Here is a 20,949-nt window from a genome sequence, read left to right as displayed (position 1 = left end):
TTGGGTGCTGGCCTGCGCCTGGTCGCCCGACGGCCGCGTGCTGGCCAGCGCCGGCTCCGATGGCACCCTGCGCCTGTGGGACGCAGAGACAGGCGAGCTCCGGGCGGTCCTCAAAGGCCATGAGAATTGGGTGCTGGCCTGCGCCTGGTCGCCCGACGGCCGCGTGCTGGCCAGCGCCGGCTCCGATGGCACCCTGCGCCTGTGGGACGCAGAGACAGGCGTGTGCATCCGCATGCACGCCGGATGGTCCGACTCGGTATTCGGGCGCGGGCATGCGGTGTGGACCCCACAGGCCAGTCGCCTGCTCTTCGCCAGCGACACCGCCTGGCGGGTCCTGTGCTGGCAAGGGCTGGACGAGACCGGCCGCCTGGCCACCTGGCCGCTGGAAACCGCCGGCTCGATCGCGGATCTCACCAGCCACTGAAAGCCCCTCATGGTCGCCGGTCGCCATCAGGCCACCGTCCCCCCGTCACGACCACGATCAGGAGATCAAACCCATGACCGCCGTCATCCCCTTTACCTTTGAAGACAGTCCCTTCCGCGCCCTCAACCTTGATGGCGACCCCTGGTTCGTCCTCGCCGACGTGTGCGCGGTGCTGGAGATCGGAAACCCACGTGATGCGGCTTCGCGCCTCGATGAGGATGAGAAAGATGGTGTCGGTATTGCCGACGCCATCGGTCGAGAACAGCAAACCACCATCGTCAACGAGTCCGGCCTGTACGTGCTGATCATGACCAGCCGCAAGCCGGCCGCCCGGCGCTTCAGGAAGTGGGTCACCGCCGAGGTGCTGCCGGCGATCCGCAAGACCGGGCGCTACGAGGCCGCGCCGGCCGCGCCTGGGCGTCAAGAAACGGTCGGCCCGGGCGCCATGATCACGATCCCGGTCGCCGAATACGTGGCCCTGTCGCAGCAGCTGATCCGGCTCCAGCGCGAGGACATCGCGTACAAAACACACAAGCGCCGAGACGATTTCCTTGAGAAGGCCAACAGTCTCGTCGCCATGCTCTTCCAGGAGACCACCCTCACCGACGAACAGATCGCACAGGCTCTTGTCGATTACGCGGGCGGATACATGCCCGAATGGGTCGCCTGGAAGCGCCGCCTGTGGACCGAGGCCCCCGTGTCCTGACGAACGCCGCGTCGTCCAGCACCAGGAAAGCCGCCCGCCCGGGCGGCTTTTTTGGTGCCCGCCCCTGGCGGCCGGTGCGGAGCTTCTCCCCATTGAGCCGCAGGCGAATACGGGCAGGACGCCCCACCGGGGCGGCGTGGTGGTCCACGAGTGGGACCACCGCGCCTATCCTGCCACCGGAACGACGTGGAAAGTCGGAGAAACTCCTAGAATCTCTTGGAAAGTCCTGGAATCTCCTGGAAAGTTGTGGAAAGTCCCGGAAAATTGGTAAACGGTGGCACGAGACGCCCTCGGCGCTAGATCTCCAGGGGCAATAACACCAATGGTGATGACGTGTTCGATTCCAAGAATGCACAGAATGTGTTTGGAGATCCAAGGTGACCGAGCAAAATGCCCTCAAAGCGCTTCTCGCCTCCTATCGGACCGCAGCCCGAACGGAACGCGAAAAGGGTACCTATTTCGAGCGCCTGGCCGTCGCCTTCCTTACGAACGACCCCGTTCAAACCGAACAGTATGAAGAGGTAGAGACCTACACTGATTGGGCGGCGGTCCACGGGTGGGATGGCCGCGACACCGGCATCGACCTGATCGCCAAACTCCGGAACGAAGACGGCTACGCGGCGATCCAGTGCAAGTTCTATGCGCCAGACCATCGCATCCAGAAGCGAGACATCGACAGCTTCATCTCGGCATCCGGCAAGGCCCCGTTCCGGCGCCGCGTGATCATGGACACCACGGACCTCCCCTGGAGCGATAACGCCGAGACCATGCTGCGGGGCCAGAGCATCCCCACCCTGCGCATCGGCCTTGCCGATCTTCAGGAAAGCCCCATCCGCTGGGACGCTTTCGCCGCCCGTGGCGAGGTGGTCCTGCGCACCAAGAAAATGCTTCGCCCCCATCAGCAGGATGCCCTGGACGCCGTTCGCGTGGGCCTCCAGGAGGCCGACCGGGGCAAGCTGATCATGGCCTGCGGCACCGGCAAGACCTTCATCAGCTTAAAGATCGCGGAAGATCTGGTGGGACCGGGCGGGTGCGTGCTGTTCCTGGTGCCGTCGCTCGCCCTGATGGCGCAAACGATCCGGGAATGGAGCGCCGACGCCGGCCTCCCGCTGCGGGCCTTCTCGGTCTGCTCCGACACCCAGGTGGGCAAGCGGCGGCGGTGCGGCGATGATGTGGCGGAGATCGACATTCTGGACCTTGCCTTTCCGGCCACCACCGATCCGGCTCGGTTGGCGGAGGGCGCGCGCACGCCAGCGCCGGGAAAGATGACGGTGGTCTTCGCCACCTATCAGTCCATCCAGGTGATCGCGGACGCTCAACAAAAACACGGCCTCGCCCCGTTCACCCTGATCATTTGCGACGAGGCGCACCGCACGACCGGGGTCACGCTGGCGGACGAAGACGAATCCAACTTCGTCAAGGTGCATTCGAACGCCAATATTCAGGGCGGCAAGCGGCTATATATGACGGCCACGCCCCGCATCTATAGCGATACGGCAAAAGCTCGGGCGGAGGATGAGGGCGCCGAATCCTTTTCTATGGATAAGGAAGAGGATTTCGGCAAAACCCTATTCTACCGTGGCTTCTCATGGGCCGTCGAAAACGCTCTATTGACCGATTACAAGGTCATCGTCCTGGCCATGGACGAAAGCCTGATCAGCACGGCCGTACAGCGGCGTCTGAACGACGGCGATAACGAGTTGCTCCTGGACGACGCCACCAAGATCGTCGGCTGCTACAAGGCCTTGACCAAGAGCGACATCAAGGCCGATGTGGCTGCGGACCCGAACCCCATGCGGCGTGCCCTGGCTTTTTGCCGGGACATTCGCAGTTCAAAGCTGATCCAGTCCGAATTCACGGCGGTGGTGGATGAGTTCCTTGGCCTCGATACCGATGGCGAGGAAGACGACGACGCGAACGGTCATCTGCACTGCGAAATTCAGCATGTGGACGGCACCTTCAACGCGAAGACGCGCGGACGCCTGCTGGACTGGCTGAAGGAGGATGCCGGCGACGACATCTGTCGCATCCTCACCAATGCCCGCTGCCTGTCCGAGGGCGTGGACGTGCCGGCCCTCGACGCCATCATGTTCCTGCACCCCCGCAAGAGCCAGATCGACGTGGTCCAGTCGGTGGGGCGCGTCATGCGCCGCGCCGAGGGCAAGCGCATGGGCTACGTCATCCTTCCAGTCGGCGTGCCGGCGGGGGTCGAACCCGAACAGGCCCTGAAGGACAACGAGAGGTACCGCGTCGTCTGGCAGATCCTGAACGCCCTGCGGGCGCATGATGACCGCTTCGACGCCACCATTAACCAGGCATCGCTGGGTCAGGACGTGTCCGACCACATCGAAATCGTCGGCATCACGGGCCCCGGGTCGCCGGAACTGGACGCCATCACGGCCACCGTCGACGAGCTTCCGCTGCGGGTGCGGGCGGAAGCGTCCGGGCTTGGACTCGGCCATGGCGGCGATGGCGAGCGTGAGGACATGGGAGGGCCGACCCAAATCGAAATGACGTACGCGGTGGACGAGTTCTCCCGTGCCATCATGGCCAGAATCGTCAAGCGGTGCGGAACGCGTGACTACTGGGAAGATTGGGCGACCAACATCGCGCAAATCGCCAAGAACCACATCACCCGCCTGACCGGCATTCTCGCCACGCCCAACACCGAGGCACGGGCCGCCTTCGACAGCTTCCTGGAAGAACTGCAAGACGACCTGAACGACAGCCTAACGGAAGCCGACGCCATCGAGATGCTGGCACAGCACATCATCACCCGGCCGGTGTTCCAGGTGCTGTTCGAGGGGCACCAGTTCACCCAGGAGAACCCGGTGTCCCGCGCCATGCAGCGCGTGCTGGATGTGCTGGACGAGGCCAACCTCGATAAGGAAAGCCGCGACCTCGAAAAGTTCTATGCCAGCGTGCAAACGCGGGCACGGGGCATCACCGACCCCAAGGCCAAGCAGAATCTGGTCGTGGAACTGTATGACAAGTTCTTCCGCCGGGCCTTCCCGCGCACCACCGAGAAGCTGGGCATCGTCTACACCCCGGTGGCGATCGTGGATTTCATCATCCGGTCGGTGGACGAGGTGCTGCGGGAGCAGTTCGGCCAGACCCTGGGGTCGCGGGGCATCCACATTATGGATCCCTTTACCGGCACCGGCAGTTTCGTCACCCGCCTGCTGCAATCCGGCCTGATCGCGCCGGAGGAGATGGCGCAAAAATACCGCCACGAGATCCACGCCAACGAGATCGTCCTGCTGGCCTACTACATCGCCGCCGTCAACATCGAGGCCGTCTATCACGGCCTGATGGGCGAAGGGGACTATGTGCCGTTTGAGGGCATCTGTTTGACCGACACCTTCCAGATGTACGAGGCGGACGATCTGGTCGCGCACTTCATGCCGGACAACTCCGAACGGCGGAAACGGCAGAAGGCCACCGACATCCGCGTCATCATGGGCAATCCGCCCTATGCCGTAGCCAAGGGCGTGACCTACCCGACGCTGGACCGGCGGATCGCCGAGACGTACGCGGCCCGCTCGTCGGCCACCAACAAGAACGCCCTCTACGACAGCTATATCCGCGCCATCCGCTGGGCCAGCGACCGCCTGGGGGACAGCGGTGTCCTCGCCTTCGTGACCAACGGCGGGTGGGTGGACGCCAACACCGCCGACGGGCTCCGGCAGTGCCTCGTCGAGGACTTCAGCACCCTCTACGTCTTCCACCTGAGGGGCAACCAGCGCACCAGCGGAGAACGGTCGCGGCGGGAAGGCGGCAAGGTGTTCGGCGGGGGCAGTCGCGCGCCGGTGGCCATCAGTGTTTTCGTGAAGAACCCCGAGGCGACACACCATGGCCGCATCCTGTTCCGCGACATCGGCGATTACCTGAACCGCGAGGATAAGCTGCGCACCATCCAGGCCTTCGGCTCCATCGGCGGCATCACCCGTGCCGGCGGTTGGATCCCGATCACCCCGGATGATCACGGCGACTGGCTCAAGCAGCGCGATGCCGGGTTCCAGGGCTTCCTCTCGATCGGCACCAAGAGAGCCTCCGACGAGCCAGTGCTGTTCGACACATTCTCAAATGGCCTTAAGACCAATATGGATGCTTGGTCATACAATAGTTCTCGCGTAGATGTAAGAAAGAATATGGAAAATCTGTGTTCCGTATACAATGATGAGATCACCAAATTTCGAAAGTCAAATTGCAATACAAAAATCGAGTATTTTACATTAAAAGATCCCACTAAGATTAGTTGGCACAGCGCTCTGTATGCCAAGGGCAAGAACGGGACGATGGCGAATATTTATGACGAGAATTTCGTTGTCTCGATGTACAGACCATTCTCAAAACAAATCGCTTATTTTGATCGCATGTTTAACCAACGCGTCTCACAACTGCCGCGCCTGTTTCCGGCTCCGGAGGTGGAGAACCGGGTTATGCAAATGACGGGTCCAGGGGAGGACCGCCCTTTCTCTATCCTTATGGCCGATGTGTTGCCGGACCTTCATGTGATTCACGGCGGTCAATGCTTCCCCTTGCGGGTCTATGATGCGCCTGAGGACCAGACGAGGGGCGTGGATCTCTTCACGGCAGCCCGGGGAATCGGCGCCTATCAGGCCCGCCATGGCATCACCGACGCCGGGCTGGCGCATTTCCAGGCCGCCTATCCCGGCGAGGCGATCACTAAGGAGGACATCTTCTACTACGTCTACGGCCTGTTGCATTCGCGGGACTACCGTGACCGCTACGCCGACAACCTGACCAAGGAGTTGCCGCGCATTCCCTGCGTGAAGACGGCGGCGGACTTCTGGACCTTCAGCCGTGCCGGCCGAGCCTTGGGGGACCTGCATGTGGGCTACGAGACCGTGGAGCCATGGCCGATCACATACAAGCAGGGCGACCCGCGCACCTGGGTGGTCCAGGACCCCGAGGCCTTCTATCGCGTCACCAAAATGACGTTCGGCGGCAAGGGGCGCCAGAAGGACAAGAGCACGGTGGTCTACAACGCCAACATCACCATGCAGACCATCCCACTGGAGGCCTACGACTACATCGTGAACGGCAAGCCGGCCCTCGAATGGGTGATGGAACGCCAGAGCGTGAAGACCGACAAGGCCAGCGGCATCGTCAACGATGCCAACCGCTACGCCATCGAAACCATGGCCGACCCGGCCTATCCGCTCACGCTGTTCCAGCGCGTCATCACGGTCAGCATGCGCACGCTGGAGATCGTGAAGGGGTTGCCAGACCTGGACATCAAGGACTGAACACGTTCATGAGGGTGGGGCGGCACTCTGCCTCACTCCACCAAGCGTCGCGCAAGGCTGGTCCGCACCGGATGCCTCTCGGCATCGGGCAAGGTGCCAAGGCGGCTGGCGAGCGCCGCGTCGATGGTCGTGATCTTGGCGGTCCGGATCACGGAGGGCGCGGGAAGGCCGGCGGCGCCCGGATCGACGATGGGGACGTCCCCGGGCCAGGCGCGATTGGCCGCGCTGGTGATCATCACCACCCACAACAGCCCCGGGCCTTCCTCGATGACCGCCGCGACCAGGGCGGGGCGATGCTCGGTGACCGGGCGGTTCGTATACGGGTAGGGGACCTTCACCACATCCCACCGCTCAAAGACCGGCATAGGCCCTCCGGTCCTCGTCGCCGCCCCATTCAAGGAACGTCGCGAACGGGTCGTCGTCATGGGGGTGTGCCCGCATCAGCACCACGCGCCCCGGCGCCTCGATATGGTAGGCGACGTCGTCTCCCGGCCGCAGGCGCAACGCCTCGCGCACCGGCTGTGGAATCGTCGTCTGAGCCTTGCTCGTCAACTTGCTGGTGATCATGGGGGCCTCGGAAAGGATTTTCCTTACCGCTAAACGTAAGATGGTTCCTGACCATGTTCAAGCCGTCCGGGCGCAAAGAGGGGGCCGGCATGATCAAGGACAGCCCACCGAGGCTAAAGAGGCCGCCACAGGCGCCGGTCGAACTGAAAGGCGCGCACCCCAACCACCCGCGCCGCGCCGGCCTGGGGATGGGCCGGGTTGAAAAGAAGGTTGCTGGCCTCCGGGACGATGGCGGACGGAACGCACAGCACCGGGGTTCGGGCCTCGGCCAACCAGGTGTCGCCAAAGGCCGTGGGATCGGCCGGAAAGGCGGCGACCGCTTCGACGTCGAGACCGGTCAGATCGATCTCCATCAGCACGAAATCGTTCGGAATCATCTCGGGCGGGACATCGAGGTGGACACGAACCTCAAGGACCGCCAGTTCGGCGGTGGCGGCGGTATAGACCAAGGCCCGCCCCGGGCTGTTCCACCGGCCGCCGTGCAGGCGGGCGCCGGTGCCGCTGAGATCGGCATGGTCGCGTTTGCAAAGACGCCAGGCCATTCAGGCCGCGATGCCGTGCGCGATCCGCCCAAGAACGGTTTCGACCTCGCGCGCGCCTTCCTCGGTGTCGAGCAGATCCAGCGGCCGCTCGCCCCCCAGGGTCGTCGTCGGCCGGCGGAGCCAGGCGTGCGCCTTGGACCGGTCGGCGAAGGTGTCCTCGGCCAGGGCCATCACCCGGGCCACCCGAATCAGGCGGTCCGATTGCTCGGCGGTCAGGGTGCCGACACGCTTGCGGTTCGACCACGTCTTGCGCGGCATGACCACATGGTCGAGTTCGGCGAGGGTCAGCCGCCCGTCATCAAGAACATGCTGCACGGCCTGAACGGGAAATCCCCGGCGCACCGCGCGGACAAGATCCAGGCCATGGGCAATCTCGACGCCGAGAACCGCCCCGCCCCCAACCACTTGAAAAGCTTGCACCGCTATGTTCATGACAGTCTCCACGCCAAACGCCCCTATAATATAGGCATCTGGCCGGACCAGCAAGGGGGCGGCCGCCGCCCTGCAGGGCTATCGCATTTGGCCGATGATGTCTCGGGCGAAGGCGTTGGACCATCCAGAGCGCTTGCGCTTACGTCGCACGGACATGCCGGGTTTGGCGCGCTTGAGGACGTTGAGCGCGAGTTTGCGCAGAATGGACAGGTTCTCCGGGCCATTGTCCTTTCTGTTGCGGGCCTGGTCCTCGTCGAATGTCACGTCCAGCACCCAGTGCAGCCCGTTTTCGATGCTCCAGTGACGGCGCGCGGCGGTCAGGTAGGCTTGGGCGCTCAAGGGCCGCGAGGAGACATGGTAGTGACGGGTCGTTGTGGTCTTTCCGTCGCGCGTTGTCGTGGCTTCGATCATGCCGAGGCAGGCGAGACCGGGCAGCAGGACCGGCTCCTGCGGGGAGGATTTCGGGCCGCTCAGCCAGGACACATCGTGACAGACCCAGGCCGTGCGCTCTTCCAGACGACCGTGGTCGGCGTCGGTGGTGTGGGCCTGGTCCAGGTCGGCCCGGAACGCCGTGTCGTCAAAGGCCTGCTTGACCATGTCATGCAGGGCCGGACGGTTGCTTTTCAGGCGCAGAAGATAGTCGCCCCCCTGGTCGAGAATGACCTGCGCGGTCTCGGTCTGGCAGTGGATGGCATCCGCCGTCACCAGATGGCCCGTCAGGTCCAGGCAGCGCAGAAGCGCGCGGGCGGCGAGGATTTCGCTGTCTCCCTCCGGGGCGCGGAACCCCTCCTGGCCGATGACCACCGAGGTCGCCGACCGAAAGGCCGTAACGTGTCATGGCTCGGAACGCCATGTTTCAACGTGAGAAATTCCCGGAACAGGTCCTCACGATCAGCGCCGAAGTCGGCGAAGTCGGAGCACCCCTCCGCTCCGCAGATCGACGCCACCAAGGCGATCGTCAGTGTCTCAAGAAGATCATGACGGGCGTTGGGCGCCCGAGGATCGCGGATGTCGGCAAACGCGTCCAGAAACCAGGACATGGGGCCTCCCATGCGCTGTAAGGGAGCCCCCTAAAGAATCCATTTCTCCCCTCATTTCCAGACCAATCAGGCAAATGCGATTCCCCTGCGCCGCCCTGCCCCGACGCACCGCCAGCGGCCTCCGTCGCGGGCCGGCGCTCCGCTTGCCGGCCCTGCTCCGTCGGCCGTGGCTCCGCCTTGTTCCTGCTGGAGCTCACGGTTGAACTCGGGAACACCGGAAGCCCAGGTTGTTGACCCTGTCGTAGGGATGGCTCCTGACGCGATACGCCGCACGCACGCCGCGCGCATTGCTGACCCAGGCGCCGCCGCGAATGACGCGGTTCGCGCCGGTGTTGGCACCGTCATCCAGCCATGCGGACCCATCCACCGGCGCGCCCTCATAGCTGTCGTGCCAGGGATCCGCGCACCATTCCCACACGTTGCCCAGCATGTCATACAGGCCCCAGGCGTTCGGCTGTTTCAGACCGACGGGCCTGGTGCCCGCCCGTTCATGCGGATACTGCTTGTCAGACCAGCCGCTGCTATCCCGGCCATTCTCCAAATCGAACTCCCAGCCGCTGTTGCCCCCGTACCAGGCGATGGGATCCAGGGCGGGCGCATTGTTGTCCCCAAGGATCTTGATCCCGCCGGTATACAGGGCCGTCGTTGACCCAGCCCGGCATGCGTATTCCCACCGCGCCTCGCTGGGCAGGGTCAGATCGAGCCCCGGGATGCGCTCATTGATCCGTTGCAGGAAAGTTTGTGCGTCATTCCAACTCACCCGTTCCACCGGCCGGTCCGGTGATTTGAATTCACTCGGATTGTCGCCCATCACGGCCTGCCACAGGGCCTGCGTGCACGGCGTATCGAACAGCCAGAAGCCGTTTGCCAGCGTTACCTCGTGTTGAGGTCCCTCGTCCCCGTATCGCCCCGGCTCATCCTCCGGCGAGCCCATGGTGAATCGGCCTGGCCGGATCCAGCGCAGACACTGCGTCACGTCATCAACCGTGATTTCCACGAAGACGCCAAAGCGATCCTCGCCCCAGCCGCTGGCCCACGGTGGCGCATGACCGTTGACCAGGGGATGCCAGGCGGTGTCGATCACGGATGCCTGTGCGGGCATGGGCTCACCCTTCCGCCACGCGGGCCGAAGCCAGACGGCGCGCTTTCGCCCCGCATCCGCCAGGACTACTCACACACCGCCGGCCGCTTCGTTTCGGCACCCGCGAACAGGCGCCCCGGGCGACGGTCTGTTCAACGCCGGACATCCATCCGGCCGTGAGCTCGGGAACACCGGAAGCCCAGGTTGTTGTTCCTGTCGTTGGGATGGTTCCTGTTGCGATACGCCGCACGCACGTTGCGCGCATTGTTGTTCCAGGAGCCGCCGCGAATGACGCGGTTCGCGCCGGTGCTTCGACCATCACCCACCCAAACCCTAAACGGCGGCCACGGCGGCATCAAGAGGATGGCGGCGCAGGTGCTCCCGCCGCCAGGCCGTCGCGTCGCACTGCACGGTCAGGGCCAGGGCGCTGCCGTACCCGGCCTGCAGCGCTTCGGCGCCGATGCGCCCGGCGGCGAAATCCGCCTCTGCCTGCTTGCGGATCCGCGCATAGCGCCGCTTGCGCCGCCGCGAGAGCAATATGGCCCCCGGCAAAATCCGGAACCCGCAGAACGCCAGCCCATCCCGGGACCGCCCGATCCGCACCGGGTCCTTGATCGTCAGCCCCAGTTCCCCTTCGGCATACTCCCGAACCCGGTCCAGGACGGCCCGAACAGCCGTTTTATCGTCCTCCCACCACACAAGATCATCCATGTAGCGCACGACGCCCCCAACGCGGCAATCCTCCAGCACCAGCCGATCGACGCCGGACAGGTAGGTGTTGGCGAAGACCTGAGAGGTCAACGCCCCGATCGGCAACCCCTTGCCGGGCTCGACCTGGAAAGAGCGGATGATCCTTTCCATAAGACGCAGAACGCCGCGATCCTTGAACCGCCGCGCGAGACAGCGCAGCAGGACCTCGTGATCGATGCTGGCGAAGTATTGCCGCATGTCGACCTGGGCGAACCAGGCATGGCGCCGCGCGTGATGCTGGGCACGACGGACGGCAGCAATGGTTCCCTTGCCTTCGCGGCAGGCGAAGGTGTCGTCCACCAAGGCCCGGTCCAGCACCGGGCCGGCATGGGCGATCAGGGCATGGTGCAAGACACGTTCGCGGAAACATGGGGCATGGATGATCCGGGGCTTGGGATCGCGGATCGAAAAGGTCGTCATCTTCCCCAGGGGAACGGTCTCGTCGAGGATCTGGCACCGCAAGGACTCGATCTCGCCGAACAGGGTCCGCTGGAAGCGCCGCACGTCATCGCGGTTTCGTTTGCCACGGGCCGCCCGTTGGCACGCGGCCACCAGAGTATCCCAGGCGGCGATGTCCTCCAGCCGGATCGCGCTGCGTTTCATGAGGGATCCTCCTGGCTCGATCCGTCTGTATCGACGCGAAGGACATCCAGAAACGACCCGGCGTACTTGTCGACGCGGGCCTCGCCGACGCCGTCGATCTCCCGCAGAGCACCGGCCGACCGAACCTTGCGACGCACCATATCGGCCAGTTGTTCGTTGGTGAAAATGGCATAGGCCGGAATGCCCTCGGCCTCGGCCAGATCCTTGCGCACGGCCCGCAAGCGGGCGAACACGGCGAAGTCCTGTTCGTTCAGGACCTCGCGATAATCGACGCGCGGCTTCTTGGCGGCGGTCGCCTGCGGCGCCGGGCCATTCTCGATCGTCACGCAGACCGCCCAGGCGCTGTTGCGGCCATCCTGGATGAAGGAACGATCGACGGCGACAACACGGTGGCCGGCCAGAAAGCGGTTCAGGGCCTCTGCGGCATCGTCTCCTCCGTGGGCCGGAATGGTGAAGAACCGAAGCCGCATGTCAGGACTCCTCTCACGTCGGCAGCGGGACGCCGGACCCCGTGCAGCGACGCGTCGCCAGCGGCCTCCGTCGCGGGCCGGCGCTCCGCTTGCCGGCCCTGCGCCGTCGGCCGTGGCTCTGCCCTGTTCCTGCTGGAACTCACGGTTGAACTCGGGAACACCGGAAGCCCAGGCTGACGTACCTGTCGTTGGGATGGTACCCGTAGCGACACGCCGCACGCACGTCGCGCGCACCGTCGTCCCAGGAGCCGCCGCGAACGACGCGGTACGCGCCGGCGCCCGCGTCCTGCCAGGACGTGCCGTCGGCCGGTGCCCCGTCATACGTTTCGTGCCAGGGATCCGCGCACCATTCCCACACATTCCCCAGCATGTCATGCAATCCCCAGGCGTTCGCCTGCTTTTGCCCGACCGGATGCGTCTCTCTGCCGCTGTTCCTGTCATACCACGCCACGGCCCCCAGGTCCGGGGGAGGCCCCGCTCCGGCCCGGCAGGCGTACTCCCACCGCGCCTCGCTGGGCAAGGTCAGGCCCAACCCCGGAATGCGGTCGTTGATGCGCTGCAAAAAGGTCTGTGCGTCATTCCAACTCACCTTTTCCACCGGCCGGTCCGGTGATTTGAATTTACTCGGGTTCTCCCCCATCACCGCCTGCCACAGGGCCTGCGTGCAAGGTGTATCGAACAGCCAGAAGCCCTGTTGCAGTGTGACTTCGTGCTGGGGTCCTTCATCGTCATACCGCCCCGGCTCATCCTCCGGCGAGCCCATCATGAACCGCCCCGGCGGGATCCAGCGCATCCGCTGCGTCACGGGCGGCCCCTCAGCAGCCTCCAGCGCGATCCGGACCCACAGGCCGAAGCGGTCGCGGCCCATGGCCTCGGCCCAGGGGGGGCGTTCCAAGCTCTGGACCGTCAGGCGCTCGCAGTCCGTACGGACGATAAACGACCGGGCCGACGGGACCGGACACGCCGCCTGCCGCGCGTCCTCACGCAGCCGCAGCAAGCTCCCCCCGCTGTCCGGCGTCGCCCCCTCCGGCCGCTCCGCTGGCCGGAGGGACGCCGGCTCCGCCGGCTCGGCTCCGCCGCTGGCTGGGCTCACGGGAACTCGGGAACACCGGAAGCCCAGGCCGTTGAACCTGACGACGGGATGGACCCTGAAGCGATACGCCGCACGCACGCCGCGCGCACCGTTGTCCCAGGAGCCGCCGCGAACGACGCGGTCCGCGCCGGTGTCCGCCTCCGCGTCCTGCCAGGACGATCCGTCGGCCGGCGCCCCCTTGTACGTGCCGTGCCAATGGTCCGCGCACCATTCCCACACATTGCCCAGCATGTCGTGCAGACCCCAAGCGTTCGGCTGCTTCTGACCGACAGGATGGGTCTGACCTTCACTGTTCGTATCGTACCACGCGACGGCGTCCAGATCCGGGGAAGGCCCCTCGCCCGCCCGGCACGCGTATTCCCATTGCGCCTCGCTGGGCAGCGTCAGGTCTAGCCCCGGGGCGCGTTCATTGATGCGTTGCAGGAAGGTTTGCACGTCATGCCAACGCACAGTCTCCACCGGCCGATCCGGAGACTTGAAGTCGCTGGGGTTCTCACCCATCACCGCCTGCCACAGGGCCTGGGTGCAGGGCGTGTCGAACAGCCAGAAGCCGGTTTCCAATGTGACCTCGTGCTGCGGTCCTTCATCATGGAACCGCCCCGGCTCATCCTCCGGCGAGCCCATCAAGAACCGTCCCGGCGGAATCCAGCGCAGGCGTTGGGTGACGGGGCCGTCGGTCCCCTCGACGGACACCGTGACCCAGGGGCCGACCGCGTCCGAGCCCCAATCCGTCGCCCAGGACGGCGGCGCGCCGGACGCCCAGAAGGCGGCGGTCCGGTCCGACGCCTCCCCGTCCTCCCGCACCTGGACAAGGCCGTTGCGGGTGAGCACAGTCGCCAAGGGACTGCCGGTTCCGCCCGGCTCCGCCACGATCCGGTCGCCCCGATGACGGAGCGGCACGGTGATCGGCGACAGGTCCGATGGGATGTCGATCGGATCGAAATCCGGTGGAACCTCGATGGTTGTTTGCCCACGGGTGGCCCTCCAATGCAGCCGGTTCTGGGCCACACGCAGGTCCGGATCCGACTGGGCATGATAGTCGGACGAGGCCCGGGTCGACACACGCAGGTACCACGCATCCCACCCGGGGGGTCGGTCAAGCGTTCGTTCCAGGTCCTTGACGTATTGACGCGCGGCCGGAAGGTCGCGGTCGCGGATGGATTGCGGCAAGGCATCCAGTCGATCTTCGGGAAGGTTGAGAAGCTCCTCGTACCAGACCTCTGGAGCCAGCCCAGCGCGCCACTTCTGGATACAGGCGACCACCGCGCCGAACAGCGCCGGCGTTTCCGTCGCGGCGGCCTCCCGGCGCAAGGGATTGGCCCGTTCGGTATTGAAGGTTCCGGCGACGCGCGAGCGCCCGACCAGGGCGTCGCTGGTCCAGGCATCGACTTCGGTGCCCGCGTCGGCGCCCGCCCCCAACAGCAGGCGGATGTCGCGCAACAAACCCGGTTCCACGCGAATGGCCAGGGACAGCAGACGCAGAAGCCGACGGCTGCGGGCCTCGCATTCCGCCGGCGGGATCGAACCGGTGCCCCACCGTCCTTCCCAGGGCAGCTTGGTCCAGGAATCAAGGCCCACGCGCCACCGCGACGTGGGGCACGGCATCAAGGCCACCGGTCGGCACCCGGCGGCGATCAGGCGGCGGCCCAGCGTTTCCCAACGCGCGATGATCGGCGCGGGCGACACGGCCAGACACCCCAGGTCACTCAGGACCGCGACCAACCAGCCCGGTTCCGGCAAACAGTAGTCGCGGTAGTCGCCGTCCGGCCCGATCAGGATCGGGCCGTCGGCGCCATCGAACACCAGCGCGGTTTCGACCGCGTGACGGGGAAAGAGCGTCGCCAACCGCTGGACCATGCGGTCCTGATCGTCCTGAAACGGGATCAGGCGCTGGCTGCGATCGACGATGATCTGGATGCCCCGTCCCCATCGCAGCCGCTGGCGTCGCGGCAGGCGACGCACCATCCGCCCGCGCCCGATGTCCCGGACAATCCTGTCGGCATCAAGGGCGTGGCGGTCCACGCGCTCGGTGAACGCACCGCGCAAGGCCGGCATCAGGGCGCTCCACCGGCGCAGATCCCGCGCCGGTGGCACCGTGTCGGCCAGGGTGTCGCCCCCCGTATAGCGCTTGCGGGTCGTGTCATCACTGGGCTCTCTGGGCTTCCGTGGGTCCCGCGCCACCACCCGCCAGACGGGAGCCGGCATCAGCGAGGCCGGCGACACAGGCGAGGACGGCGTCGTTGCTGGGGCGGCCGGGGTTTCGACGGGCGCCGGTCGGGGCGGGGGCGGAGGAGGACGACGCGGCGCCGCCTCGTACGCCAGAAGCCGAGCGGCGGCGGCCAGCCCTTCTTCCCCCCCGTCCGCCCGGGCCAGCAGAAGGTCGGCCAAACCGCAACAGCCGCGCGGCAACCGGTCAGGCTGCATGGGCAGTCCCTCCCAGATTAGACACCATGCTGCTTTTTCAGGGCGTATTGTGCGATGTCGTCAAGCATCGCCAACTGGGCCTCCTTGTCGCCGGGGGCCAGCGCGATGGCCGCGCGGAGCAGATCCAGGTATTCCGCCTGCCCCGGAAAAGGCCGGATCTGGGCCGCGATCGCCGCCCGCCGATCGCCGATCAGCAACGTCGCCGCCCGGCGCAGCACGGCGTCGCTTGCCTTCGGGAAATGCGCCCGCCCTCGTTGGACCAGCAGATCAGTCAGCGCCGCCTCGTCGTCCGGCAGGGTCAGGAACAGCACCATGCATCGACGCAGAAACGCCTCTGGCAGGGCGCGTTCCTCGTTGGTGGTGATGACCACAAGCGGCACCGTGGATCCGATACAGACCGGGTCCAGGGACCCCATCGGCATGAACCGACGCGCGCCCAGGGCCTCCAGCAAGCCATTGGGCACATCGGCCTCCCCCTTGTCGATCTCGTCGAGCAGGACGACACACCCGTTGCCCCAGTCTCCACCGTCGTGCTGGGCAGGCGGCGATGCCATGGCGCGTTCGGCCTGTTGCCTGGCGTGATCCCAGTTGAACGCCCACCACAAAGGACCTGGGTGCAGGTAGTTGGCGACCGCCAGTTCTGTCTCCAACACCGCCCGAGTGCCCCCGAGGCTACCGGCGATCTGGGCATCGGCCAGGCGCTTCACCGCGTCGAAGTTCCACAACAAGTCACGCGATTCCGTATGGGAATCGATCACATGGGGGATGAAGGCACGCCCCAGTTGTTTGGCCGCCGCCCGCGCCAACTGGCTTTTGCCCGTTCCTGGTTCGCCCCGCACCAGGAGCGGCCGCCCGGCGGCCAGGGCAGCGTTCACGGCGAGGATTTCCTCGCGCCCCAGCAGGTGAACCCCGTCAGACACCCCTCCATCGGTCGCAAAGTCAACTTGGACGAAGTCGCTGTCCTTCGCTGGGAGATCAAGGCGATCGGGCCCGCTCATTCACCGTCCTCCATCATCAATAGCGGGCGGATTTCATCGAAGAGATCCTGCTGTGGCCCGAGAAGATCCTGGTCCAGACACAGAATCGCCAGCGCGGGATAGCGGTCTTGAATGGCCCTCAGGTGCACTGTTTGGCGGGCCCGGATCGCATCCGAGCCGTCCAAGCGAACCACCAGGTAGACCCGGATGCCCCGATCGCGCAGCAGCCAGACCATGCGACGCTTAATTGAATCATCCTTTTTGTCATCCGGCAAATGGGTCGCTTCGCGCGGAGCCTTGACCAAACGGAACAGATCCTCGCGCAAATTCCGCTCGGTTGTATCCGCGATGCCCCCCTCGGGTTGGAACTCGAACGCGGTGACTTGGAATTCACCTTGGGGAAACCCGAGAGGTTCCTTCGTCGACCTCCAGGAGACGGTCCTCAGGTCGATACCGGCCATGATGATTTCCGCGATGGTCGACAAGCCGGCCGGAATCCGGACGATATCGCCCAGGGACACATTGTCCCATCCAGCCTGATCCCACCCAGTCTGGTCCCACCCCGCCGAATCCTGACGCCGGGACGCGACATACAGCCAGGGGATCAAAAGCCGGGCCACGGCCCGGATCGCCTGCATCCCGCAGTGATCGCCCTGGCTTTCCAATGTCCGATAGACATCGAGAAGAACCGATTTGCCGACCTCGAAATTGAACTGGACAAGACTGTCGACCAGTCCTTTCACCCGCTCGCGGGGCGCACTGTGACGATCGCGCATGGCAATGGCCGCCTCGACCGTATCGATAGCGGAAACGGAACTCAGCATTTTCTTCGCAATAACATCCTTTAGTTTTTTGTATAACAACGAACTGACGGCAGGCTCCCTTTCAAATTCACCCTCAATTCTTTTCTTTAGTTTCTCGAATTTTTCTTTCCTATTCTCGCGAGTCCCTTCATCATCCTGTGGCTTGGGCTCGGAAGACGAATCAGTGGCGTCTTTACCATTCATCCCCGTGGGCGCGATGGGCCGGCCGGACCTGGGAATCGTAAATCGTCCCACGTAATCGGGTTCGCGTGGGAACAGGGATGTGTCGGGCACCCAGTACTCTTGTGGAGAGTCCACGTACTGGATCGGGCGAACCGTCACACGATCCCCGTCCACGTCGACATAAAGCGCCCGGTTGGGATACCGACGGGTTTGATAGGCCGCGCCCGCAGCCAGGTAAATGGCCGAGCCCCCAATCCCGACGACACTGGCCACATCGTTTTCGTGGAGGTGACCCCGCAAGACGACGTCAACCGCGCCCTCCAACAAAGCCCGGATACTCGCTCGTTCATCTTCGGCAATCCACTCGAGGGGATGGTGGAGCACGGCAAGGTTCAGATCCGCCCGCACGTCCTTAAGGCCATCGATCGCGGATCTCAGGGCTCGTCGACCGACCCACAGCTTTCCATGATCATCATCACCACGGCAAAACAAGGCGCTGTTTATGGGAAGAACACCGATACGGCGACCACGGATTTCAATGGCTTCGGCTGGACCACAGCTTGATGCCCCGGAAAGACACCGAATGCCGTCAAAGTAGGAGTTGTACCACTGCATGAAATTGCGCTGTGCACGCGTGAGATGGATTAGACCGCCATCCAACCCAAAATAGGCGTCCGCCTCCTCCCGCGTTCCCAGTGTCCGCGCCAGACCCGTGACCTGTGTTCGTTCGACATCATGATTGCCTGCGACGAGGAACAGGCTCGACCGATCAAGGCCACAAGCCTCTATCAGGGCATCCAGGAATTCCGTGGCCCGCTCGTATTCCGATGCTTTTCCAGAGAATGCGATGTCGCCGGTGGCAAACACGATATCTGGTTTCCGGTTTTGCTCTCGGCGGAACCAGCCGACGGAGTCCACCAAGGCCTTCAAAACCACCTCACGATCGTAGGACTCTCCCTCTCGGAAATGAAAATCGGAGATATGCAGCCACGTGATCGTCATGTCGTCAGCCCCCCTCCGTAGGACACAGGGGGGCTCCGCTTTGTCTTAAACGGCGAAGAATGAGGCGGCAGTGCGTAATCGGAGGCGGAAGGAGCGGCCATTGACCACCGGACGCACGAGCCTCCACGCCGTGTTCCCGATATGCATCGCGAAACCCGGTTGATGTCCGGTACATCAGCTCCATCTCGACATCGTTGACACCGAACGACGCTTGTATTGCTCTTCCCATGGTCGCGCCGTTAAACGATGTCAGACGCTCGCCCATTTCATGACGGAACCTTTGCATATCCTGAAAACGGATCAATTTGTGCAAGACCTCGACAGCCTGGTTGCTTCGCATGACCACCCATCCGCCGCCCCGGGCCGAGTCCTCGGACACTCCGACGCCAAATCGTTGTAAACAAATGTGATCAGCCACCAGTCGAAGCTTCCACTCTGGCAAATCAGGTAACCTGATTTCCACTTCGTCTGGCCAACCCAAATAATCAAAGGCCGGAACAGCACACGGCTCGGCGCAATACAACAAAACAGATTCAAATTTTGAGAAGAAAATATCAAAAAAGCGATCTTCTCTATAATCAGGACTTCGAGTAGGCAGTTCGTGGAGAACACCAAAGCACATCACAATCACTGTCTTGGCGCCACCGGAGCAATTCAACGCAACATCGACGGCCTCACCTTTCTTTTGAGTGGCATCACCCTCTACGACTTCAATGCGTTGCCCACCTTCGAGATCCGCCTTGGCCCGGGCAGCGGCGGCCGCTTCCCTTGCATATTCCAGCAAAACGCCACCACGAATCGGCATTTTCTGCAACAAGGCCCTGAGATCAGAGCCATCGGCGCCCCCAATACTCAGCGCGACCGCGTTCCCTGGATCAAAACGCCCCTCCAACACTAATTGTCGGAGATCCTCTAAAACGAAGGAAACCTTACGCTCCCCCTCGCCTTCAAAACTGGCGCTATAGGCTCGGCGCGATGCGGAATAATCGACATCGCCAGCGTTCTCAGGAGTAGAGTTTAAACCGTTTAACTGGATCTCTTTTATGATTTCTGGAATGCGCAACAATGGAGCCCCCCGCGACCACCCATCAAGACATACCCTGCTTTATCGTCCGACGTTTGACGTAGCACCCCATGGCCAGACAAAACCATTCCGGTTCGGAGGAAGGCGTTCAGTCCACTCACGGAGGACCACACCCGCCAGCCCGCTTCTGCAGGGATCAGTTGCCGCGACATGGACCCTCGACGCCCCCCTAATCCGGTCGTCTGCGTTCTGGACATACGGGTGTCACTATGTCGCTGATTCGGCATGGGTGTCACGATCTAACGCAGCAAGAAGCTCAGCATGAGTCAGTTTGCCATGCGCTCCAGAGGGTGATCTGGCGCCGGTTTCTCTGGACCCCCATTTGTCCGAGGGAGACCATCAGAGATGACAGCAGCCATGAAGAACACGGATTTTTCTGATGATGATGATGGGCCTGTGGTCAGCGAGGGCGGGCGAAGCCAAGCGAGCTTAATATCCCAAACCGACTGTCCCAAAGTCGTTGACACGTTCCGACCGCCCCGGTTGCGACCACAGGTGGAAGGTGAGCAGAAAGGGGTGGGGCGCTTTCGTACGCCGATGCATACTGTCGGATGGGACATCATTTCAACGCCAGCGGATCCCCCGATTTTCTTGGCAAGGACGTCTCAAGAACGCGCCGGAATGCCCGCACGATGGCGGTCGCGCCATCACCGATCAGGTTGAGTTTGAGGACACTGAAGCCGAGGGGGGGCAGGTCAAAGGTCGTCACGTCGCCGTTACAGATGCGGTGCTCCTCGGACATTTGATCGATGGGCAGGACAGGGTGCGGAACACGTTGAGATCGTGGACTATCACTGACGGGAGACAGGACATGGACCCACGCGACCTCCCCCCGGTGCATCCGGGCGAACAGCTTCGGGAAGAGTTCATGGCGCCGCTGAACCTGTCGGCCTATGCGCTCGCCAAGGCAACCCATGTGCCGGTGAGCCGCATCCAGGCCATCATCGCCGAACAGCGGGCCATCACCGGGGACACGGCCTTGCGCTTGGCGCGCTACTTCGGCACCACGCCGGAGTTCTGGCTCAACCTGCAAAGGGACTACGACCTGGAACAGGCCCGCATCGAGACCGGCGCCGAGATCGCCGCCACCATCCGGCCGCGCGCCGCATGACTGCGCCGTCGCGTGGGTCGACGCGGGGCGTCCCCGTACAACGGCTTCGCCTCCCCGGCGTGACTCTGGCTGTAGAGAAGCGAGCGCGACCGTCTGGCGGCTGCTGGCCCCTTGGCCGTTCGTATCCAGCGGCTTTCGACCGAGGAAGCCAACCGCGCTAACGCCACTGGGTGGGCGCCCGACAGTGCCGTGGCCGGCGTTAGTCACCCAGGCCGTAACGCATTGATTCTATTAGAAGAGAACGTAACGCGAAAACTGACTAACAGCCTTGTATTCACAGGAACCCAAACTGACTTTTAATCAGCGGGTCCCAGGTTCGAGTCCTGGTGGGCACACCAATCAACCCCCTGGAAACACTCACGTTTCCGGGGGTTTCGCTTTTGC

At 63.9% G+C, this 20,949-nt stretch carries 17 protein-coding genes and 1 pseudogene; 4 read left to right on the top strand and 14 right to left on the bottom strand.

Annotated elements, in window-relative coordinates; genetic code table 11:
- The 3 genes from GGD89_RS18120 to GGD89_RS18110 form a co-directional block, all read left to right on the top strand.
- On the top strand, window positions 1-424 hold a 424-nt coding region (locus GGD89_RS18120), incomplete at its 5' end, for a WD40 repeat domain-containing protein (RefSeq protein ID WP_425503057.1).
- A 73-nt stretch (window positions 425-497) separates the two neighbouring features.
- Window positions 498-1,130, top strand: a complete 633-nt coding sequence (locus GGD89_RS18115) for a BRO-N domain-containing protein (protein ID WP_184048442.1) — start codon at window positions 498-500, stop codon at window positions 1,128-1,130.
- Window positions 1,131-1,507: 377 nt separating this feature from the next.
- Window positions 1,508-6,403: a type ISP restriction/modification enzyme gene (locus GGD89_RS18110; protein ID WP_184048439.1), complete on the top strand. Its 4,896-nt coding sequence runs from the start codon at window positions 1,508-1,510 to the stop codon at window positions 6,401-6,403.
- 32 nt (window positions 6,404-6,435) lie between these two features.
- On the opposite strand, the gene GGD89_RS18105 is transcribed toward GGD89_RS18110, so the two are convergent.
- The 14 genes and pseudogenes from GGD89_RS18105 to GGD89_RS18035 all read right to left on the bottom strand — a co-directional run bounded on the left by GGD89_RS18105 (window position 6,436) and on the right by GGD89_RS18035 (window position 20,196).
- Window positions 6,436-6,768 (bottom strand): type II toxin-antitoxin system PemK/MazF family toxin, encoded by a 333-nt coding sequence (locus GGD89_RS18105; RefSeq protein WP_184048436.1) that lies wholly within the window; start codon window positions 6,766-6,768, stop codon window positions 6,436-6,438.
- Window positions 6,755-6,970, bottom strand: a complete 216-nt coding sequence (locus GGD89_RS18100) for a type II toxin-antitoxin system PrlF family antitoxin (RefSeq protein WP_184048434.1) — start codon at window positions 6,968-6,970, stop codon at window positions 6,755-6,757. The genes GGD89_RS18105 and GGD89_RS18100 overlap by 14 nt, the downstream gene beginning before the upstream one ends.
- Window positions 6,971-7,083: 113 nt before the next feature.
- Complete coding sequence (locus tag GGD89_RS18095) at window positions 7,084-7,512, bottom strand: RES family NAD+ phosphorylase (protein ID WP_184048430.1); 429 nt, start codon at window positions 7,510-7,512, stop codon at window positions 7,084-7,086.
- Window positions 7,513-7,944, bottom strand: a complete 432-nt coding sequence (gene parS, locus GGD89_RS18090) for a type II RES/Xre toxin-antitoxin system antitoxin (RefSeq protein ID WP_184048427.1) — start codon at window positions 7,942-7,944, stop codon at window positions 7,513-7,515.
- 78 nt (window positions 7,945-8,022) lie between these two features.
- A pseudogene (locus GGD89_RS18085) lies at window positions 8,023-8,984 on the bottom strand (ISAs1 family transposase).
- A 193-nt stretch (window positions 8,985-9,177) separates the two neighbouring features.
- On the bottom strand, window positions 9,178-10,086 hold the full coding sequence (locus GGD89_RS18080; protein ID WP_184048424.1) for a formylglycine-generating enzyme family protein: 909 nt from the start codon (window positions 10,084-10,086) through the stop codon (window positions 9,178-9,180).
- Window positions 10,087-10,217: 131 nt separating this feature from the next.
- Window positions 10,218-10,421, bottom strand: coding sequence for an SUMF1/EgtB/PvdO family nonheme iron enzyme (locus tag GGD89_RS20715; protein WP_184048421.1), 204 nt, complete (start codon window positions 10,419-10,421; stop codon window positions 10,218-10,220).
- Window positions 10,399-11,418: a reverse transcriptase domain-containing protein gene (locus GGD89_RS18070; protein WP_184048405.1), complete on the bottom strand. Its 1,020-nt coding sequence runs from the start codon at window positions 11,416-11,418 to the stop codon at window positions 10,399-10,401. The genes GGD89_RS20715 and GGD89_RS18070 overlap by 23 nt, the downstream gene beginning before the upstream one ends.
- Window positions 11,415-11,888, bottom strand: coding sequence for an HRDC domain-containing protein (locus tag GGD89_RS18065; protein WP_184048402.1), 474 nt, complete (start codon window positions 11,886-11,888; stop codon window positions 11,415-11,417). Before GGD89_RS18065 ends, GGD89_RS18070 begins: the two co-directional genes overlap by 4 nt.
- Before the next feature lie 139 nt (window positions 11,889-12,027).
- The gene (locus GGD89_RS19805) at window positions 12,028-15,405 is read right to left on the bottom strand and encodes a formylglycine-generating enzyme family protein (protein WP_221238557.1); all 3,378 of its coding nucleotides are present in this window, start codon (window positions 15,403-15,405) and stop codon (window positions 12,028-12,030) included.
- Between the two features lie 17 nt (window positions 15,406-15,422).
- A complete protein-coding gene (locus tag GGD89_RS18050) occupies window positions 15,423-16,403 on the bottom strand; it encodes an AAA family ATPase (RefSeq protein WP_184048399.1) in 981 nt (326 codons plus the stop codon).
- A complete protein-coding gene (locus GGD89_RS18045; protein ID WP_184048396.1) occupies window positions 16,400-18,370 on the bottom strand; it encodes a metallophosphoesterase family protein in 1,971 nt (656 codons plus the stop codon). The genes GGD89_RS18050 and GGD89_RS18045 overlap by 4 nt, the downstream gene beginning before the upstream one ends.
- Before the next feature lie 4 nt (window positions 18,371-18,374).
- Window positions 18,375-19,433, bottom strand: coding sequence for a hypothetical protein (locus GGD89_RS18040; RefSeq protein WP_184048393.1), 1,059 nt, complete (start codon window positions 19,431-19,433; stop codon window positions 18,375-18,377).
- Between the two features lie 580 nt (window positions 19,434-20,013).
- Window positions 20,014-20,196, bottom strand: coding sequence for a hypothetical protein (locus GGD89_RS18035; protein ID WP_184048390.1), 183 nt, complete (start codon window positions 20,194-20,196; stop codon window positions 20,014-20,016).
- 69 nt (window positions 20,197-20,265) lie between these two features.
- Here GGD89_RS18035 and GGD89_RS18030 point away from each other — a divergent pair, with 69 nt between their 5' ends.
- Entirely contained in the window at window positions 20,266-20,565 is a 300-nt protein-coding gene (locus tag GGD89_RS18030; RefSeq protein ID WP_184048387.1) for a HigA family addiction module antitoxin, read from the top strand.
- The last annotated feature ends 384 nt before the right edge of the window (window positions 20,566-20,949 follow it).

The organism is Roseospira visakhapatnamensis, assembly GCF_014197915.1.
GTDB lineage: Bacteria > Pseudomonadota > Alphaproteobacteria > Rhodospirillales > Rhodospirillaceae > Rhodospira > Rhodospira visakhapatnamensis.
The sequence above is the reverse complement of the archived record's forward strand: the minus strand, read 5'-3'. Positions and strand labels throughout refer to the sequence as shown.

What these genes read in the sequence shown, in the direction of transcription:
- parS (WP_184048427.1), bottom strand. Translation starts at nt 7,944, where the DNA reads ATGAACATAGCGGTGCAAGCTTTTCAAGTGGTTGGGGGCGGGGCGGTT.
- GGD89_RS18100 (WP_184048434.1), bottom strand. Translation starts at nt 6,970, where the DNA reads ATGATCACCAGCAAGTTGACGAGCAAGGCTCAGACGACGATTCCACAG.
- GGD89_RS19805 (WP_221238557.1), bottom strand. Translation starts at nt 15,405, where the DNA reads ATGCAGCCTGACCGGTTGCCGCGCGGCTGTTGCGGTTTGGCCGACCTT.
- GGD89_RS18095 (WP_184048430.1), bottom strand. Translation starts at nt 7,512, where the DNA reads ATGGCCTGGCGTCTTTGCAAACGCGACCATGCCGATCTCAGCGGCACC.
- GGD89_RS18035 (WP_184048390.1), bottom strand. Translation starts at nt 20,196, where the DNA reads ATGTCCGAGGAGCACCGCATCTGTAACGGCGACGTGACGACCTTTGAC.
- GGD89_RS20715 (WP_184048421.1), bottom strand. Translation starts at nt 10,421, where the DNA reads ATGCCGCCGTGGCCGCCGTTTAGGGTTTGGGTGGGTGATGGTCGAAGC.
- GGD89_RS18065 (WP_184048402.1), bottom strand. Translation starts at nt 11,888, where the DNA reads ATGCGGCTTCGGTTCTTCACCATTCCGGCCCACGGAGGAGACGATGCC.
- GGD89_RS18050 (WP_184048399.1), bottom strand. Translation starts at nt 16,403, where the DNA reads ATGAGCGGGCCCGATCGCCTTGATCTCCCAGCGAAGGACAGCGACTTC.
- GGD89_RS18070 (WP_184048405.1), bottom strand. Translation starts at nt 11,418, where the DNA reads ATGAAACGCAGCGCGATCCGGCTGGAGGACATCGCCGCCTGGGATACT.
- GGD89_RS18105 (WP_184048436.1), bottom strand. Translation starts at nt 6,768, where the DNA reads ATGCCGGTCTTTGAGCGGTGGGATGTGGTGAAGGTCCCCTACCCGTAT.
- GGD89_RS18080 (WP_184048424.1), bottom strand. Translation starts at nt 10,086, where the DNA reads ATGCCCGCACAGGCATCCGTGATCGACACCGCCTGGCATCCCCTGGTC.
- GGD89_RS18030 (WP_184048387.1), top strand. Translation starts at nt 20,266, where the DNA reads ATGGACCCACGCGACCTCCCCCCGGTGCATCCGGGCGAACAGCTTCGG.
- GGD89_RS18115 (WP_184048442.1), top strand. Translation starts at nt 498, where the DNA reads ATGACCGCCGTCATCCCCTTTACCTTTGAAGACAGTCCCTTCCGCGCC.
- GGD89_RS18045 (WP_184048396.1), bottom strand. Translation starts at nt 18,370, where the DNA reads ATGACGATCACGTGGCTGCATATCTCCGATTTTCATTTCCGAGAGGGA.